Annotated in this window: 16 protein-coding genes; 10 read left to right on the top strand and 6 right to left on the bottom strand. The window is 48.2% G+C overall.

Features of this window, described 5'->3' with window-relative positions; translation table 11 throughout:
• The first annotated feature begins 119 nt into the window (after positions 1–119).
• From B067_RS0106895 to B067_RS0106865, 7 genes are read left to right on the top strand one after another with little or no spacing between them, the layout of a single operon-like run.
• Entirely contained in the window at positions 120–1,613 is a 1,494-nt protein-coding gene (locus B067_RS0106895; protein ID WP_019529342.1) for a 2-hydroxymuconic semialdehyde dehydrogenase, read from the top strand.
• 16 nt (positions 1,614–1,629) lie between these two features.
• Positions 1,630–2,418: a 2-keto-4-pentenoate hydratase gene (gene mhpD, locus B067_RS0106890; RefSeq protein ID WP_019529341.1), complete on the top strand. Its 789-nt coding sequence runs from the start codon at positions 1,630–1,632 to the stop codon at positions 2,416–2,418.
• Positions 2,419–2,435: 17 nt separating this feature from the next.
• Positions 2,436–3,206 carry a 2-keto-4-pentenoate hydratase gene (locus B067_RS0106885; protein ID WP_019529340.1) on the top strand — a complete coding sequence of 257 codons (771 nt, stop codon included), beginning with the start codon at positions 2,436–2,438 and terminating at the stop codon, positions 3,204–3,206.
• Between the two features lie 21 nt (positions 3,207–3,227).
• Complete coding sequence (locus tag B067_RS0106880) at positions 3,228–3,653, top strand: RidA family protein (protein WP_019529339.1); 426 nt, start codon at positions 3,228–3,230, stop codon at positions 3,651–3,653.
• A gap of 29 nt (positions 3,654–3,682) precedes the next feature.
• A complete protein-coding gene (locus B067_RS0106875) occupies positions 3,683–4,198 on the top strand; it encodes a 3-hydroxyanthranilate 3,4-dioxygenase (protein ID WP_019529338.1) in 516 nt (171 codons plus the stop codon).
• A 3-nt stretch (positions 4,199–4,201) separates the two neighbouring features.
• Positions 4,202–5,194: an amidohydrolase family protein gene (locus B067_RS0106870; protein ID WP_019529337.1), complete on the top strand. Its 993-nt coding sequence runs from the start codon at positions 4,202–4,204 to the stop codon at positions 5,192–5,194.
• 21 nt (positions 5,195–5,215) lie between these two features.
• Positions 5,216–6,940: an LVIVD repeat-containing protein gene (locus tag B067_RS0106865; RefSeq protein WP_019529336.1), complete on the top strand. Its 1,725-nt coding sequence runs from the start codon at positions 5,216–5,218 to the stop codon at positions 6,938–6,940.
• A 177-nt stretch (positions 6,941–7,117) separates the two neighbouring features.
• On the opposite strand, the gene B067_RS0106860 is transcribed toward B067_RS0106865, so the two are convergent.
• From B067_RS0106860 to B067_RS0106835, 6 genes are all read right to left on the bottom strand, one after another.
• The gene (locus tag B067_RS0106860) at positions 7,118–7,357 is read right to left on the bottom strand and encodes a response regulator (RefSeq protein WP_019529335.1); all 240 of its coding nucleotides are present in this window, start codon (positions 7,355–7,357) and stop codon (positions 7,118–7,120) included.
• A gap of 423 nt (positions 7,358–7,780) precedes the next feature.
• Positions 7,781–10,066 carry a TonB-dependent receptor gene (locus tag B067_RS0106855; RefSeq protein ID WP_019529334.1) on the bottom strand — a complete coding sequence of 762 codons (2,286 nt, stop codon included), beginning with the start codon at positions 10,064–10,066 and terminating at the stop codon, positions 7,781–7,783.
• Between the two features lie 151 nt (positions 10,067–10,217).
• Positions 10,218–10,721 (bottom strand): hypothetical protein, encoded by a 504-nt coding sequence (locus B067_RS0106850; protein ID WP_019529333.1) that lies wholly within the window; start codon positions 10,719–10,721, stop codon positions 10,218–10,220.
• Between the two features lie 49 nt (positions 10,722–10,770).
• Positions 10,771–11,190: a hypothetical protein gene (locus B067_RS0106845; protein WP_019529332.1), complete on the bottom strand. Its 420-nt coding sequence runs from the start codon at positions 11,188–11,190 to the stop codon at positions 10,771–10,773.
• A 197-nt stretch (positions 11,191–11,387) separates the two neighbouring features.
• Positions 11,388–12,413: a 4-hydroxy-2-oxovalerate aldolase gene (gene dmpG, locus B067_RS0106840; RefSeq protein ID WP_026244487.1), complete on the bottom strand. Its 1,026-nt coding sequence runs from the start codon at positions 12,411–12,413 to the stop codon at positions 11,388–11,390.
• The gene (locus B067_RS0106835; RefSeq protein ID WP_019529330.1) at positions 12,413–13,333 is read right to left on the bottom strand and encodes an acetaldehyde dehydrogenase (acetylating); all 921 of its coding nucleotides are present in this window, start codon (positions 13,331–13,333) and stop codon (positions 12,413–12,415) included. The genes dmpG and B067_RS0106835 overlap by 1 nt, the downstream gene beginning before the upstream one ends.
• 335 nt (positions 13,334–13,668) lie before the next feature.
• Between B067_RS0106835 and kynU the strand changes: the two genes are divergently transcribed.
• From kynU to B067_RS0106820, 3 genes are all read left to right on the top strand, one after another.
• On the top strand, positions 13,669–14,910 hold the full coding sequence (gene kynU, locus B067_RS0106830) for a kynureninase (protein ID WP_019529329.1): 1,242 nt from the start codon (positions 13,669–13,671) through the stop codon (positions 14,908–14,910).
• A 52-nt stretch (positions 14,911–14,962) separates the two neighbouring features.
• Positions 14,963–16,336, top strand: coding sequence for a sodium-dependent transporter (locus B067_RS0106825; protein ID WP_019529328.1), 1,374 nt, complete (start codon positions 14,963–14,965; stop codon positions 16,334–16,336).
• Between the two features lie 135 nt (positions 16,337–16,471).
• Positions 16,472–18,529 carry a TonB-dependent receptor plug domain-containing protein gene (locus B067_RS0106820; RefSeq protein WP_169335554.1) on the top strand — a complete coding sequence of 686 codons (2,058 nt, stop codon included), beginning with the start codon at positions 16,472–16,474 and terminating at the stop codon, positions 18,527–18,529.
• Positions 18,530–18,533: the final 4 nt, after the last annotated feature.

Below are 18,533 nucleotides of genomic sequence, written 5' to 3'. Positions count from 1 at the left end.
AAAACTATTTTTACATTATGGGTATCTGGCTTAGAGTTTGTTCAATTCCTCCGTGGCAACACGGTTACACAGGCCAGCCATCACCGTGCTAGCCCTAGAATTAGCAATATAGGCACAGTATGTCAGTAAGCAATAAACAGCAAATCCCGCACCTAGGTGGCGTGTTACAAAATTACATAGGCGGTCGCTTTGTCGATTCTGGCCGGCACTTTGCCAATATTAATCCGGTAGATGGCAGTGAAATTAACCGCGTCTCTGAAGCAACCTTAGGATTGGTCGATGAGGCGGTAGTGGCAGCCAAAGCTGCCTTAACCGGCGAGTGGGGCCAGCTTAGTGATAATGCGCGCAGTGCGCTTATGCACAAAGTGGCCGATGGTATAGAGGCCCGCTTTGATGAGTTTGTGGCGGCAGAGATGGCCGATACCGGCAAGTCGCTGTGGCAGGCTAGTAATATCGATATACCCCGCGGTGCGGCTAACTTTCGCGTATTTGCCGACCTAGCCAAGGCGCGTTCGGGGGAGTGTTTTAAAACCGATACCGCCGATGGCCAGCAAGCCTTAAATTACTCGGTGAATAAGCCGCTAGGTGTAGTGGCGGTTATCGCCCCCTGGAACCTACCCTTACTATTATTAACCTGGAAGCTGGCACCGGCCATGGCGGTGGGCAATGCCGTTATCGCCAAGCCCTCGGAAGATACCCCAGCTACCGCCACTTTATTAGCGGAAGTAATGCACGAAGCGGGGGTGCCTGCCGGTGCCTTTAATTTAGTACACGGTTTTGGCCCTAACTCGGCGGGTGAATTTTTAAGCCAGCACAGCGGCATAGATGCGATAACCTTTACCGGCGAGTCGGGTACTGGTAGTGCGATTATGAAAGCGGCGGCGGATAATGTGAAATCCTTATCCTTTGAGTTGGGAGGCAAAAACGCCGCGATTATTTTTGACGATGCCGATTTTGAGGCGGCAGTCGCCGGCACCGCTAAATCGGTATTTACTAACGGTGGTCAAGTTTGCCTGTGTACCGAGCGGGTTTATGTGCAGCGCCCTATCTTTGACAAATTTGTTGCCGCCCTAAAAGAAAAAGCTGAAGCGCTACGTATCGATTGGCCGCAAGATGCTAGCACCGATATGGGGCCATTAATCTCCCATAAGCATCAACAAAAAGTGTTGTCCTATTATCAATTAGCCAAAGACGAAGGTGCCACCGTGATTACCGGCGGTGGTGTGCCTATCTTTGGTGATGCCCGCGACCAAGGGGCGTTTGTGCAGCCCACGATTATTACCGGCCTACCGGAAACGGCCCGCTGTATAAAAGAAGAAGTGTTTGGCCCTATCTGCCATATCGCGCCTTTCGATACCGAAGCAGAAGCCGTGGCCATGGCTAACGATAGCGAATATGGTTTGGCGGCAACGGTTTGGACTACTAACTTACAAAGAGCGCATCGCGTAGCCCCGCAAATGGAAACCGGCATCGTGTGGGTTAACACTTGGTATCTACGTGACTTGCGCACGCCCTTTGGTGGCGTGAAGTTATCGGGCATAGGCCGTGAAGGTGGTGCACACTCGCTCAGTTTTTATTCTGAGCCTATGAATATTTGTATCAAATTAGACTAAAGAAACGGAAATAATTGTGACGCAAGAAAATATAAAGACAGCAGCATTACGAATTAGGTCTGCCTATGAAAAAGGTGAAACCTGTGCGCCAGTACGCGATCTTTTACCTGAGTTAGATTTAGCCTCGGCTTACGCAGTGCAAAAACTGAATGCCGAGCATTGGCAGACTCAGGGTAGGCGCGTAGTGGGCTGCAAAATTGGTTTAACCTCTAAGTCTGTGCAAGCACAGCTAGGGGTCGATCAGCCCGACTTCGGCATGTTGTATGCCGATATGGCCATAGCCGATGGCGAAAAAATTGCCATGGATGCGGTGTTGCAACCCAAGGTAGAGGCCGAAGTGGCACTGGTATTAGGCCGTGATATTAACGTAGAAAATCCTACCGTGGTGGATGTGATTTCGGCGGTAGCCTATGCCTTGCCGGCGATAGAGATAGTCGGTAGTCGTATTGCTAATTGGGATATCAATATCGTCGATACTATTGCCGATAATGCCTCTTCCGGTTTATTTGTATTGGGTAATGAGCCTAAAAAATTACAAGACTTAGATTTGCGTTTATGCGGCATGATGATGGAACGCCGCGGTGAGCAAGTTTCGGTAGGGGCGGGTTTGGCTTGTTTAGGCCATCCTTTAAATGCAGCTGTGTGGCTGGCTAAAACCATGGTTAGCAATGGCTCGCCCTTAAAGGCGGGAGATATATTATTAACCGGCGCGTTAGGGCCTATGGTGACGGTGCAGGCGGGTGATGTTTTTGAAGCGAGAATATCCGGCTTGGGTTCAGTTAGAGCGGCATTCGCACAGGAATAAATAGGGCAGTTTATACAATGATAGATATAGCAGTAGTAGCAGAAATAGTTGATAGCGCCGCTAACAATGCGCAGGCCATTAGCCAGTTATCCGAAAATGGTTACCCTCTGAGTTTGGATGAGGCCTATCAAGTACAGGCGCAATCTATAGCCAGACGCTTAGAGCGTGGCGAGCGCTTAATCGGTATAAAAATGGGTTTTACCAGCCGTGCAAAAATGATTCAAATGGGAGTAGACGATTTAATTTGGGGTCGCCTAACCAATACCATGTTATTGGAAGAGGGCGCGGAGCTTAATTTAAAAAATTATGTGCACCCCAGAATAGAGCCAGAAATTGCTTTTCGTTTAAAGCGCCCGCTGAGTGGCGAAGTGAGCTTATTGGAAGCGATGGCCGCAGTAGAAGCGGTGGCGCCGGCCATGGAGATTATTGATTCGCGCTATGAAAATTTTAAGTTTTCTTTGCAAGATGTAGTGGCCGATAACTCTTCATCATCGGGTGTGGTGATAGGCGCATGGCAAAGCCCCGATTGTGATTTAAGTAATTTAGGTATGGCCATGAGCTTTGATGGCGAGCCGGTACAAATAGGCTCGTCGGCGGCGATTATGGGTAACCCTTATCGCTCGTTAGTGGCGGCTGCGCGTTTGGCCGCGGCTGCAGGTATGGTGTTAGAGAGTGGCTGGATAGTGTTAGCAGGAGCCGCTACTGCGGCCGAGGCCTTAAAACCCAGCGTGCATGTGCGCTTAGAAATAGAACGGTTAGGTGTCGCAGAAATTTCTGTTGCAGTGTAAGTATTAATAAAGGGCGTAACCATGAGCAAGAAAATAATCGATAGCCAAGTTATAGCGGGTAAGGCTAAACCCCGAGGCCGTTTTCCTCACTATAAGCGCGCCGGTGATTTTATTTTTGTGTCGGGCACTAGCTCGCGCCGTGCCGACAATAGTTTTGACGGTGTGGAAGTCGATGACATGGGCGCCACTAATTTAGACATACGCGCGCAAACTCGTGCCGTTATCGATAATATCCGCGATATATTACAAGAGGCCGGTGCCAGCTTAGATGACTTGGTGGAAATGAGCACTTACCTAGTTAATATGAATGACTTTGCCGGTTACAACGAAACCTATGCTGAGTATTTTACTGAAAGCGGGCCTACCAGAACCACCGTCGCTGTGCACCAATTACCGCATCCACATTTATTAATAGAAATTAAAGCAGTGGCTTACAAGCCCCTATAAAAATTTAACAATACGCTAGGAGGATAGTCATGGCAAAGTTGACCGGTTTTAATTTTCAGCAGTGGCTGGAAGAGCATAAAGACAAGCTAAAGCCACCCGTTAATAACCAATTAATTTGGGAAGATGCCGATTTAATGGTCACCGTGGTTGGCGGCCCTAATAGCCGCTCTGATTACCATGTAGACCCGGTGGAAGAGTTTTTTTACCAGTTCAAAGGTAACTCATTTTTACGCATTATGGCTGAAGACGGCCCCTATGATGTGACCTTAAAAGAGGGTGATATATTTCTAATGCCCCCCAGGGTCCCCCATTCGCCACAGCGTCCAGAAGCCGGCAGCCTGTGCTTGGTGGTAGAACCTAAACGCCCCGATGGCGAGGTCGATGCTTTTGAATGGTATTGCGAAAGCTGTAATCACAAAGTACATAGGGTAGAGGTGGTATTAAAGTCCATTGTTAAAGACTTGCCTCCCTTGTTTAAAGCCTTTGCCGACGATGAAGAAAAGCGTCTTTGTAAAAACTGTGGCGAACTACACTCCGGAAAATAAACCATGAAAACAATAGATTTACACAGCCATTTTCTACCCGAAACATGGCCAGACCTAGCGCAGCGATTCGGTACCCCCGATTGGCCGTCTATGCGTCACACTGAAGCCGGTAAAGCCATGATTATGGTTGGCGATAAAGAATTTCGCCCCGTTTATGAAGCCTGCTGGAACCCAGCGGTGCGTATAGAGGAAATGGATAAACATAGCGTTGATATACAAGTGATGTCAGCAACTCCGGTATTGTTTGCTTATGAGCGCCCCGCACAGCAAGCCGCCGATTGCGCAAGATTATTTAACGACGCGGCTTTAGAAATTTGCAGCCACAACCCCCAGCGTTTAAAGGCGCTATGCCAGGTGCCTTTGCAAGATATAGATGAGGCTTGCGCCGAAGTAAGCCGCTGTATGGCTAATGGCCACTTGGGTGTACAAATTGGTAACCACGTCGGTTTAAAAAACTTAGATGACGAAGGCATACTGACTTTTTTACAGCACTGCGCCAGTGTTGATGCTGCGGTGTTAGTGCACCCTTGGGATATGATGGCGAAAGAACGCATGCCTAAGTATATGCTGCCTTGGTTGGTGTCTATGCCTGCAGAAACGCAGCTATCTATTTTATCGCTGATTATGTCGGGCGCCTTTGAACGGCTGCCAAAAAGCTTGCGCCTATGCTTTGCCCACGGTGGCGGCAGTTTTGCCTTTTTATTAGGCCGGGTTGATAACGCGTGGACGCATCGCGATATCGTGCGCGAAGATTGCCCTAACTTACCTTCTAGCTATGTCGATAGATTTTATGTGGACTCGGCGGTATTTAACGATGACGCCTTGGCTCTACTGGTGAAAGTGATGGGCGAGGAGCGGGTTATTTTGGGTTCTGACTATCCCTTCCCCTTAGGTGAGCAGGAGATAGGTAAGCTAGTTCGAAAACACCCCAGCTTGAGTGCCGACGCCAAGCACAATATTTTAAGTAACAACGCACAACAATTTTTAAAGCTGTAACTAATAAACAGGTATAGGTTTATGAACATAAGTAAAAAGTGTTTCGCCGCCGCAGTAATATTTTACTCTGGTATGATGAGCGCCTGTGCAGAGCCGCATAAACAAGGTGAGTACAATATTACTGACTCCCATGTGCAAGCACAGGTCAATTTATCGGAAGATAAAACGCCGCAAGACCCAACCCCAGAAAGTTATGGCTTGGCTGAGAATGGCAAGTTCATACATCCGCTGGCGACCAGTGACTCCCATGATGCCAAACCTTTTAAAGGCATATTGGATTACTGGGATACCAAACAATATATTAAAAATATGACGGTAGAGGCGTTTTACCCTATTACTGTAGAGCCTTTTCACACTTGGCAGAATATCGTAGATTTTAATGGCCGCCGTTATCTATACCAATACGTGCGTCACGATTTAAAAATATTCGATATTACCAACCCGAAAAATCTAAAGCTGTTATTAACTAAGGGGAATACTTGGGGTATAGATGGCCCCGGCGAGTCGGTTAACCCTTATCCCGAAGGTGAGATGTTTGGGGCCGCCACCATACAGTGGAATGAAAAACTAGGCAAAAACATCATGGTGCAGGCCTATGAGGTGCGCCGCTTTGGTTTGTTAAAAAACAAATACCAAAAGCCTGAGCAAGTTAAAAAGCTACGTGACTCTAAGCATTTAAAAGGTTTTAAAGTGTATGCCATGAATGGCCCCATGCCTGAGGACTGGGAGTTATTATCTGAACGCACCACCGATTACAAACATCCCAATGCGCCTATAGGTAAACAACAGGGTTCAGGTGTGCGCGATATACCGGTGTACTTTGGCGGCGACACTATGTTTGTCGCGGCAGCACCAGAGGACAGCCATTCGCTAACTGAATACCCTAACGATCTATATTCGGCGGGTTACCAATCTTGGGATATGTCTGATCCGGCTAACCCAAAATTTTTACAGCAATTAAATGTGCCAGGCCAAATATCGGGCATCCCCGCAGAGGAAGCGGTTTTTAAAGCTAACCCGCGCGCGGGTAACCGCACCTCGTGGATGGGCGCGCGTATGTCACTGTTTATACCTAAGGCGGTAGAGGATGGCGGCAAGTATGGTTATGCGGCCATGGGTGGTTTAGGTTTTTATGTAGTCGATATTAGCAACCCTGCCGAAATGAAGGTTGTTAGCCATTTGGAATTTGAGCCCAATGTGGCGGGTGTAGAGGGTGACTTTGTTGATGTGTCACAGGTAGAAAAAACCGGCATAGTGTACTTTAGTGGCTATCCCTTAAATGAAGATTGCTGGGAACCGTACAAAGACGTCTTCATGATAGATGTGAATAATCCTACCGCGCCAAAAGTCATAGGTGTATTACCTAGGCCTAAGCCACCTGCTGATGCGGCGTTCACGGATTTCTGCCAGCGCAGAGGTAGCTTCGGGCCTAAGCGTACCGGTTACTACACGCAACCAGGAACCCCTAAAGACGGAATTTTACCCTTTAACTTTTATAATGCGGGTTTGCAGGTGTTTGATGTTAGCGATGTGAAAAATCCCGAAATAGCGGCTTACTTTGTGCCCGGTTTTAATACTGAAACAGTGGCTGAATATGCACGGGGTAATTTGTCGCACAGTGTTTATATAGAGTACGATAGAAACCTGTTTTGGTTGTTTACCAACCATGGTATTTATTTGCTCTCTAGCCCGGTATTAGGTGAGCCTAACTTTGGCCAGCCGGCAGCGCCTTGGCCTAAACGTTAGTCATCTTTGTGTTAAGAAAAAGCCCGGCTTATGGCCGGGTTTTTTATGTTTGCTTATTATGTTTTTTTTGAAGATAAAGATAAATCCACTGCTACCCACGTTAGCTAATCCCGCGATACCCGCACGGAAGCTGTCGGCCGGACTTGATCGGTATCTATTATCAGGGTATTGCTGCAATTATAAATTTTCAGGAGTAATACGCTGCGCTAGCCAGTAGCGTAATCCCGCTTGTAGGTTTCCCTTATTAACCGGCTTAGGTAAAAAGTCATTCATGCCCGCCGCTAGGGAGTGTTTTTGAACGATGTCGCTGATATTGGCGGTAATGGCAATAATGGGTAGTTGCTGGGGTCCGTATTTTTTACGTATTGCTTGGATAGCGGCAAAGCCATCGGCTATAGGTATTTGGCAATGCCGCACCTATGCCAGTCCAAAATTTACGGGCGCTGCGCTCATTGCCGTGTAGCCTGCCTAAAACCGAGAGTGCGTTACTGGAGGCTATACCGGCGATAGTAAAGCACCGTACGACTCAGCCAGATTGATAGCTGACTATCATGGCCTGGCTGAGATCATTGTGTTCGTTTAAAAACATGAGCATAGGGGGTCTTATTAGGGCTGTAGATACTGAGGTTTAGTTTAACACGCTGTTATTACTTAGCAGGCCTAGCCTAATTGACGTAGGCATGCGCAGCAGTAGATAGGCGTAACCGTTTTTGCTGACTTAGGGCAGGGCGCTTAACGCGCAGGCTGCGTGCTGGTGGTTAGCAAGGTTAGAAATAATAAAAAAGGCAGCTAATAGAAAATTAGCTGCCTTATGTGTGGCTACTGTTGTCGGTTTAGTGTTTAGAAATTATAGCTGCCGGTAATACCGTAAGTGCGTGGTGGGTGATAGACGTTAAAGACGGTGTCATCCCAAGCTGCATATACGGTGCTAGAGGCTACGTTGAGTTCGTCAGTAAGGTTTTTACCCCAGAGTTTTACCGACCAGCTGCTATCACTGCTGGTGAGCTTGAGGCTGGCATCAACGCTGTATTCGCTAGCCACTTGCGTGAGTGGATTGTTGCTATTGTCGAAGAAGTACTCATCTTGGTAGCGATAGTCTATGCGGAAGTTGGCGGTGTTGTCGCCCACTTGCCAGTCGTAGCTAGTTGCTATATTAAAGCTATGGGCAGGTGAGCGACGCATATCGTTGCCCTTAAGGTTTTCATCGTCCACTAACAAGTCATCGGTAAACTTGGCATCTAAATATCCGTAGCTACCCATAATATTGAAGTTTTCGGTAACTAGAGCCGTAAATTCTAACTCGGCACCTTTGGCTTTGCCGCTGCCGTTTAGTACTTGCAGGTTATCGGGCGTGCTGTCGCCGGTAGAAACCCATACTTGGTTTTGTATGTCTTCGTAATCGGTTATGAATACCGCGCCGTTTAATTGTATGCGGTTATCCAGCCACTGGGTTTTAAAACCAAATTCGTGGTTAACGGCGGTTTCTGGCTCAAAGGGGGTAATGGCTTCAAGTTCTTTTTCCATGCCTTCACCGTTATAACCTCCGGCCTTGTAGCCTTTGGCGTAGGAGAAGTATAAAAACACATCGTCACTCGCTTGGTAATCTACCGTTAAGCTGGGTGTCCATTCATCCCATGACTCTTTGGTGTTAAAGCTGTAGCTGGCCACGCGGTTGCCGTTGATGTCTTCGTGCAGGTTGTCGAAGTTATCAAATCTACGGCCAGAGGCGCTGCCGCCAAAATCTTTTTCGTCTTCACTCCAGCGTAAGCCGGTGGTAACCGATAATTTTTCGCTGAGGTCGTAAGTTATTTGGCCAAACACCGCCATGCTGTTGGTGGTGTTTGCTGTGGTGTTACTAACATTACCGGCAGTGGTGCCCCATTGGGTATCAAACCAATAATCTACCGACTCTAAACGCTCTATATCTTCACGCATAAAAAAGGCACCGGCTTGCCAATGTATATTGCCGTCGGCACTGTTGGCAAAACGAAACTCTTGCGAGAATTGGTTAGACTTTTCATCTTTTAAGGATAGCCACTGGTCATCAGGTTGCAGCATAGCCAGTTCTTCTGGGCTGGCTACGGTGTTGTTAGCTGGGTCGCCCCAAGGGTCAAACACTTGCGTATCATCCACTAAACCGGCGGCAGCGTTTTCGAATATGCTGTAGTCATTTTGTCTATAGGCAGTAATAGAGGTGAAGGTGCCGGCGTCGGTGTTCCAATCGGCACGTAAGCTTACACCTTCGGTGCGGGATTTTTCAAAACCATCGACTGTGCTGGAGTCTTCGCGCTCGTCATCGCTAATAAAGGCCTGGTTGCGGCCTTCGCTGTAGGCAATATGTTTTACCCGGGGCTTGCCATTAGCGTGTGAGCCATCGGCACTGAGCACTATTTCTAAATCGGCACTGGGTTGTACTAATACTTGGCCGCGCAATGAGTAACGCTCGGAATCATCGACAGCGTTGCCGGTGTGACGGTTTTTACCATAGCCATCACGCACTAAGGTGGTGCCGGCTACTTTGGCCGCTACTGTGTCGCTAATGGGCGTGTTGTAATAGGCCTTGGTTTCGAATAATTGGTAATCACCCAGGGTAACTTCTACGCTGCCTTCACTGCCTTCTAGTGAGGGCTTTTTGGTAATAAAGTTAACCGCCCCGCCCACCACGTTTTTACCATATAGGGTGCCCTGTGGGCCGCGCAATACCTCTACCCGTGCAAGGTCGAATAAGTCACCGGTGGCACCGGTGCCCCGTGAAATATACACACCATCGATATAGATGCCTATGGCTGCTGCAGCGCCGGCACTTTCTATATCACTACCTATGCCGCGCATAAATAGCTCGGGCTCGGCGGCGTTGTAGGCGTTCATTTGAAAGCCGGGCACGCGACCGGCGATATCATCTAAGCCGGTGATATTGGCATCTTTCATTAGACTTTCGCTAAAGGCCGACACCGCAACAGGGGTTGATTGTAGGCTTTCGCTTTTGTGTCTGGCGGTAACCAACACTTCTTCTAGGGCGAATTTTTTTTGCTCGGCCATTACCGGAGTAATAGGCGTGGCCACTAGGGCCGCGATGGTCAGTGCCAAATAATTAAGGCGTGTTGTGGGTTGGTGGCGCATAGTCATTGTGGGTTCCTCACCTGCATAGTTAAGTTTGTTTTTTTTATTGATTATGTGTTTGGTGCCGGCTGAACATTTTCCGATCACGTATTAGAACAGTAACCTAGGCTCGTATATAGTAAAAACAACTTTTTAAGCCTTGGATATAATTAAAAGGTTATGGTATAGCTGATGGCGCGGGTGTTATGCGCAGCCCTACGTAGGGCTGGCTGCGCCACTGATCCAACAGCAGTTGCAGTTGCTCACCACTGGGTAATTGCCAGTGGCTACGGGGCTTTTGTTCACAGCTTGTAGGCAGTTCAGCGGGCTTTTGGGGCTGGCCATAATGTTGGCTGAGGCTTTTCAGGGCTTCGCTAAAGGCTTGCGCACACAGGCTGTTGTTATGGCTGAGGCTGCGGTAATAAAGTTGCTCGACCAGCTGTTGCTGTGGTGGGCTACCGGTAAATAAATATTCTAGGTGGTAAGCCTGCCCTGCGAGTTGGCTTTGGTAGATTAGGCTGTGGGATTTTTCTTCTAACAGGGTTTGTTGCTCTTGTTGCTTGATGCTTTCTATATTCGCGCCCCAGTTAAAGGGGCCCAGTAGTTCGGCATGGCTATTAGCGCTTAGCAATAAACTGCTAGTCAATGTTAGGGTTAGAGCTATACGGTTTTTTATGGGCATACTGGCCTCGTTATTATTGTTTATGTTTTTTAAGTAACTAGTTACTAGTTTATTTTTGGGTTTTTAAGCTTTGTAATAGCGTCGCCGGGGTGGTGGGGCCATAGCTTAGGCTTTCGGTTTGTCGCTGCACGAATTGCCAGTAGCTTAATTTCCACTGGAAGCCTACGGCTAAGCCGCGAGCCTTGCCGGCTTTTTCCATTTCAGCTTCTTTGCTAGCGTCAAAAGGCGGGTAGATCACCACAAAGTCCCAGTCGTCACCGCGTACATTGCGATACCATTCCGGTTGCGCCAAGCCTATGGTTTTATAGACTTCATCCCAGGCCGCCATCCATTCCATAAAGGCTTGTTGTTTGCCGGGTACAATTTTGTATATGCCTATGGTTTTCATGTCGGCAGAGGTGATGATTGAGAAAAACAAAAAGATGATGGCAAGTAGTGTGGGCATGCAAAAACGCTGGTTTTTTTTCATGGCAGATATTCTCTGTGGATTGGTGATACGCTACGGTCATGCCGGGCGCGATCCGGCATCCATATTTATTATTTTTAGATAAAGTATTTGTATCTATGCATAGACTCCGGCGTTCGCCGGAGTGACGAGCTTAACTTCGGCAGCGTGGCTGTGGTTTTTCCTTATCGCTTGATGCTTACGGCTTACCGCTGTCGGGCTTAGCCCGACATTTTTTTCATATCCAACGCCAAATCTTCTATCATGTCTTCCTGACCGCCTACGGTGCGGCGTTTGCCTAGCTCCACTAAAATATCCCTAGCGCTAACGCCGTATTTTTGGGCGGCGCGTTTGGCGAATAATAAAAACGAGGAGTACACACCGGCGTAGCCCAAGGTTAAGGAGTCGCGGTCTACGCGCACTAACTCATCCATCATGGGCACGATGATATCTTCGGCGATGTCCATGGTTTTAAATAGGTCTACCCCGGTGACTATGCCTTTGCGCTCTAGCACGGCGAGTAACACTTCTAAGGGGGTATTGCCGGCACCGGCACCTAAACCTGCTACTGAGCCATCTATGCGAGTGGCACCGGCATCTATAGCGGCAATGCTATTGGCTACGCCCATGGCTAAGTTGTGGTGGCCGTGAAAACCAATTTCGGTTTCGGGCTTTAACTGTTGTTTGGCTAAGGCTACGCGCTCGCTAACATCTTCAGGCAACATATAGCCGGCAGAGTCAGTAATATAAACACAGTTGGCACCGTAGGATTCCATCAGTTTAAGCTGGGTTACTAGTTGCTGAGCAGGAATCATATGGGCCATCATCAAAAAGCCTACGGTATCTAGGCCCATTTTTTTACCCATACTAATATGTTGCTCAGATACATCTGCCTCGCTGCAGTGGGTGGCGACGCGAATGGTGTCTATGCCACAGTCTGCTGCCATTCTTAAATGATCTATCGTGCCGATTCCCGGCAACAATAAAGCAGACACTTTTGTGTTTTTGACAGCTCCACATACAGCGCGCAGATACTCTTCGTCACTCGCGGCGGGAAAACCGTAGTTTACCGAGCGGCCGCCTAGGCCGTCACCGTGAGCAACTTCTATCATAGGCATGCCGGCTTCATCCATGGCCTTGGCTACGGTGACCATTTCGGCCACGCTAATTTGGTGGCGTTTGGGGTGCATACCGTCCCGTAAGCACATGTCGTGCAGGGTGATCTTCTGTGGTGTTGTAGTAGTCATTATTGGGCCTCTAGTGTGGCGCAAGGGTTAAAGTGCCCGGCTAATATTTCTTGGGCGTAACGTTCAGCAGTGCGTAAACCGGCGGCGGTCATAATGTCTAAGTTGCCGGCATAGTTAGGCAAAAAGTCACCTAGGCCTTCCACTTCTAAAAAGATAGAAACACGATTGCCATCAAACACGGGGCCATTTTTTAAGGTGTAGCCGGGAACATATTGCTGCACTTGTTTAATCATGGCCTGCACCGATGCGGTGATGGCGGCTTGGTCGGGCTCATCAACGGTGAGGCAGTGTATGGTGTCGCGCATAATTAACGGTGGCTCGGCGGGGTTGATAATAATGATGGCCTTGCCTTCGGCGGCGCCACCTATGCTCTCTATGGCGGCGGCGGTGGTGCGAGTGAATTCGTCTATGTTTTTGCGGGTGCCTGGGCCTGCTGATTTTGAAGCGACCGTGGCAACAATTTCACCATAGCTAACGGCCTGCACCTGGCTGACAGCAGCTATCATGGGTATGGTCGCTTGGCCGCCGCAGGTTACCATATTGACGTTCATGGCTTGAGCGTCAACGGCTTGATCTAAATTAACTGGCGGTATGCAGTAAGGACCTATGGCGGCGGGGGTGAGGTCTATCATCACTGCGCCTTGCTCATTAACCTTGCGTGAGTTTTCGGCGTGTACATAGGCCGAGGTGGCGTCAAAGCAAATTTGTACACCATCAGCTTTCATGCTGGCCAGCATACCGTCTACCCCTTGGTCGGTGGTTTTTAGACCTAGTTCTTTAGCGCGGGCCAGGCCCGGTGAGGCGGGGTCTACCCCTATCATCCAAACTGGTTCTAGGATGTTGGAACGCATGGCTTTAATTAATAGGTCGGTGCCTATATTTCCCGGCCCAATAATGGCGACTTTTATTTTTTGGCTCATGTGGCAGTACTCTAGTCGTGAAACTCGCTGGCTATGCTCCCCGGGATGGCCTGTTAATAATGTAGGGCTGATCATCGCTGTAGAGGTGCGTGTTAGTGGATTAACTATAAGTGGCGAAGCTATTCATGAATAATATAATTTTTAGACTTAGCTATAACTTAATGTGTATGTCTTGGTGATGGCTAGCTATATATTTAAAGTTATTTCAGCTCGCTTAAATTATATAAGCTTTGTATAGCTGGATTGATATACTCGCTTTCATTGAGTGCTGGGGTACCATTTATACATGTCTAGGTATAAGCCCCTTAAAACAAATTCTGATGTTGAGAACCGCTATGAGCCACTACACCCGTAACGACTGTGAACAATTAGACCAACAAGACCCGCTAGCAGCTATGCGCGATGCATTTGCCATACCTGAGGGTATGATTTATTTGGATGGTAATTCTTTGGGTGTGCGTCCTAAGGCTGCCAAAGCTCGGGCACTAGAGGTGATAGAGCAGGAGTGGGGTAATGACTTAATTAAAAGCTGGAACACCGCGGGCTGGTTTGATCTGCCTTATAAGCTGGGAGATAAAGTGGCGCAGCTAATCGGTGCCGATGCCGGTGAGGTGGTGGTAACCGACTCTACCGGTATTAACTTATATAAGGTATTGGCTGCTGCTTTAACTCTGCGCCCAGAGCGTAAAGTGATTGTGATGAACGGCAGTAATTTCCCTACCGACAATTATATGGCCCAGGGTTTACTCAAGCAGTTGGGCGCTGATTACGACATACGCTTTGCCGAGCACGACAATATTATGCAGGCCATAGACGAAGACGTGGCGGTGCTGTGTTTAACTCATGTGCACTACAAGACCGGTGAGCTATTTGATATGGCGGCGGTCACCGCCAAGGCCGAACAGTGTGGTGCGGTAAGTATTTGGGATTTATGCCACAGTGCCGGTGCCATGGAGTTGCAGCTCAATGCCTGCAATGTCGACTTTGCGGTAGGTTGCACCTACAAATATTTAAACGGCGGCCCTGGTAGCCCCGGTTTTATTTTTGCCGCTAAACGCCATCACGGCAAAGCCTTACAACCCTTAACCGGTTGGTGGGGCCATGCCGCCCCATTTGCTTTTGAACGCGATTACAGGCCATCGGAAAATATAGGGCAAATGCTTAGTGGCACCCAACCTATTTTAAGCTTGGCCGTTACCGAGGTGGGCCTGGATATCTTTTTGCAAGCCGATATGAAACAGGTGCGGGAAAAATCACAAAAGCTTACCCAGCTATTTATCGATTTAATGGAGCAGCGTTGTAGCCAATACGGTTTTACCTTGGTGAGCCCGCGCGATGCGGCTATACGCGGCAGCCAGGTGTCTTTTAATCACGACCACGGTTACCCGGTGATACAGGCCATGATTAGTCGCGATGTGGTGGGTGATTTTAGAGCGCCTAAAAATGTGCGTTTTGGTTTTACTCCTTTATACACTAGCTATGTTGATGTGTGGGAAGCGGTAGAGCGCATAGTCGATATTATGGAAAGTGATTTATGGCAGCAGCCAGAATTTAATCAGCGCGGTGCCGTAACATAGCTTCCGTGCAGGCAGTAACAACATAATAATTTTTAAATAGAGAAGTTTAGCTATGTCTAATACCAATCAACAGCAGTGGTCGTCCCGTTGGGGGTTTATGTTGGCCGCCATGGGATCAGCGGTGGGCTTGGCTAATATCTGGCGCTTTCCTTATGCTGCAGGTGAAGGTGGCGGCGGTGCTTTTGTATTAGTGTATTTGGCAGCGGTTGCTACCGTGGCTTTGCCCCTGCTTATTGCCGAACTATTGGTGGGGCGGCGCGGCCAAGCCAGCCCGCCTAATGCAATTGCCACGGTAGCCAAAGAAGCTGGCGGCAGTGCGTCGTGGAAAAAAATGGGTTATGGCGGCAGTATCGCTGCCATTTTAATTTTGGCTTTTTACTGTGTAGTGGGTGGCTGGACTCTTATCTATGTTCTAAAAATGGCCAGTGGCAGCATGAGCGGCATGTCGGGAGTGGAGCTAGGCCAGGCCTTTGATGAGGTTAACGCCAATCCACTATTAATGTTGTTAGCTTTTTCGGCGTTTTTAGGTCTTACCGTTTATATTTCGTCTAAAGGTATACAGGGCGGGGTAGAGCGTACCGTTAAGTTACTAATGCCTACCTTGTTTTTTATGTTGTTTGCCATGGTGATTTACTCGGCGATTACCGGTGAGTTTTTAAAAGCGGTTAGTTTTTTATTCAATCCCGATTTTTCTCAAATTACGCCCTCTATCGTGTTAGACGCCTTTGGTCAGGCTTTCTTTTCTGTGAGTGTGGGTTATACCAACCTAATGGCCTACGGCGCGTATTTGAAAAAAGATATAAATATCCCCAGCTCTTGTTTGGTTATTGTAGGTGCCGACACCTTAGTGGCGTTATTGGCAGGCCTGGCGATATTCCCCATTATCTTCGCTTACGGCTTAGAACCTGGCGGAGGCCCTGGACTGGTGTTTATGACGCTGCCTATCGTGTTTGGCTCGGTTAGTGGTGGTGCGATATTGGGTGCACTGTTCTTTATATTACTGAGCTTTGCGGCGCTAACCTCTTCACTGAGTATGCTAGAAGCACCTGTGGCCTGGTTTAGTGACTTATGGCAATGGTCGCGTAAAAAGTCCGTGTTTATTACCGGTGGCTTGGTGTGGTGTTTAGGTTTGCTGTGTGTGCTCTCTTTTAATTTACTGTCAGATGTACACCCTTTGGGTATGTTTAGTTATTTTGAAGGCAAAACCTTCTTTGATTTATACGACTTTATAACCACCCGTGTTGCCGCACCGGTAATCGGTACAGGCATAGCCATTTTTGTGGGCTGGGTAATGACTAAGAAAATGACGGCGCAAGAGCTGTCTACCAGTGAACATCAAATCAGCTACCGGCTGTGGTTGTATTCGGTGCGCTTTCTCGTACCGTTAGTACTGATAATACTGTGCTATAGCATGCTTACCAACTAACTCTACATAGCCTAAGCAGTTTCCTTTTTTATTTTCCATGGTTTCCCTTGCCGGCTATTAAGCCGGTTTTTTTAAGCTTTTTTATTATTTTTGAGGTGTGCAATGCCGTTAAGGGTGCCTTTAGTAAGGTTTTTTTTGCCTGTTGTTTTAGCTATATACAGCTTATGGGCTGTTAATGTGCAATCCTCTGAAAAAAGCAGTGACGTGGTTGTTTATGAGCTGTCTTTTTTTAAGAAATATAATGCCGTAAATGCTGAGGACGTATTGCGCCGTATACCGGGAGTAGAAAAATTACTGGATGCCGAGCAGGAAGAGACGCGCGGTATAGGCTCTGGCGGCGATCAGATTTTAATTAACGGCAAGCGTATGGCGGGTAAGGCCAACGAGCTTGCGTCAGCATTAAACCGCATACCGGTAGAGTTAATTACGCGAGTGGAGTTGATACGCTCTACCGATGCCTCCTTGGGGGTGCGCTCCGATGGTTTGTTGGTGAATGTGGTTGCCAGTGAGTCTGCGGCAGCGGGGGTGGGCTCGTGGCGTTTGGCCAATGCTTTTTATGATGACGGCCATAGTAACCCTGCGGCGGAAGTTTCTTATAGTGATGAGTTGGGCGGCTTTAACTACTTGCTTAGCGCTCAGCTGGAATCAGTTTATAGTGCGGACTATGTGGACGAAAAATTTAGTAATACGCAGTTGGGTTTTTACGAGCGGCGTCGCAATAAGTCGAACTTTGATTTGGAAAAGTATCAACTGTCAGCCAATGTGATTTATGGCTTTGAAAATGGTGATGAGCTGCGCATTAATGCCTTGTTGGCCAGCGAAAAAGACCGGGTCATTGAAACCAGTAAACGCGAGTTGCTAGCTGAACAATATACCGAGTTATTAGACTCGCCGGATAGCAGTGAACAATGGGAGTTGGGGTTAGATTACCAGCATAGTTTAGCTGCCGATTTGAGTTGGAAGAGCATAGCCATATACAGCTATGAACGCGAGCGTTCTCTGCAGCAGCAATATAGGTTGGATGATTACTTAGGCAATAGCCTAGGTAATAACAGCAAGGTGATTAACAGCAGCGATAGCGCCAAGCTTAGCGATACTGAAGCCATAGTGAGAAATTCACTGCTGTGGCGCGTGCAGCAACAGCACAGCATAGAGCTGGGAGTAGAACTGGCCAAAAACAGCCTGGACACAGACTTTACATTGTTACTGGCTAATAATGGCGTATTAGCCGCCGTGGATGTGGGTAATGCGCAATCGCAGTTGACAGAGTTTAGGCAGGAGTTATTCGCCACTCATTTTTGGTCGCCGGCGGCTGGTTGGAGTGTAGAGAGCGGCATCAATTACGAAACCAGCCGCATAGAGCAAGCAGCAGCTGCTTATGACAATAGCCGGGATTTTAATTATGTTAAGCCACGCTTTGATGTGCGCTACCGCCTTAGTCCCGCCAAACAATTACGCCTGCAACTAGAGCGCAGTGTTAGTCAGTTAGAGTTTAGTGATTTTGTGCCCTCTTACGATGCTGAGTTAGATAGGTTAGATTTCGGTAATCCGCAATTGCAGCCGGAGTTAGCGTGGGAGTTGGATATAAGCTATGAATACCAGCTGGCCAATGACAATGGCATGTTAGAGGCAAAAGTGTTTTACAACGATATAGACCAGCACATCAGCACTATAGAAGTGCAGGCGGGGCGCTCGGCAGTGGGTAATATAGGCGAGGCAAGCTTATACGGCGCCAAGCTTTCCAGCAGTATGCGTTTGGCGTTTATGGGTTTGCCCGAGGCGATTTTAAGTGCGGAGTACACCGCCAAGCGCTCGAAAACCACCGACCCCTTTACCGGTAAGCGGCGCGATATTAATGACAAAGCTAATTATGATTGGCGGTTAGGCTTTAGGCACGACATGATAGCCACAGCCCTATCTTATGGGGTTGAGTGGACAGCGACGGGGGCGGTTAAACAGCAAGATATCGATTTATTGGAACGACAATCTAGCGTGTTGAATATGAATGCCTTTGTTGAGTATCAACTGGCCAAGATTTTGGTGTTGCGCTTGGAGGGTAATACTTTGTTAGAAAATCAGTCCAGCCTCCAGCGCCAGCGCGGTTTACTATCTGCTCAGAATGTCGAGCGATTAGAGCGTGCCGAGCTGCACAGTGCGCGCGAGTGGCTACTGAGTGTAAGCGGACGTTTTTAAGCCC

Source organism: Dasania marina DSM 21967, from assembly GCF_000373485.1.
Classification (GTDB): domain Bacteria; phylum Pseudomonadota; class Gammaproteobacteria; order Pseudomonadales; family Dasaniaceae; genus Dasania; species Dasania marina.
Note: the sequence above shows the minus strand (reverse complement) of the source record. Positions and strands in the feature narration are given on the sequence as shown.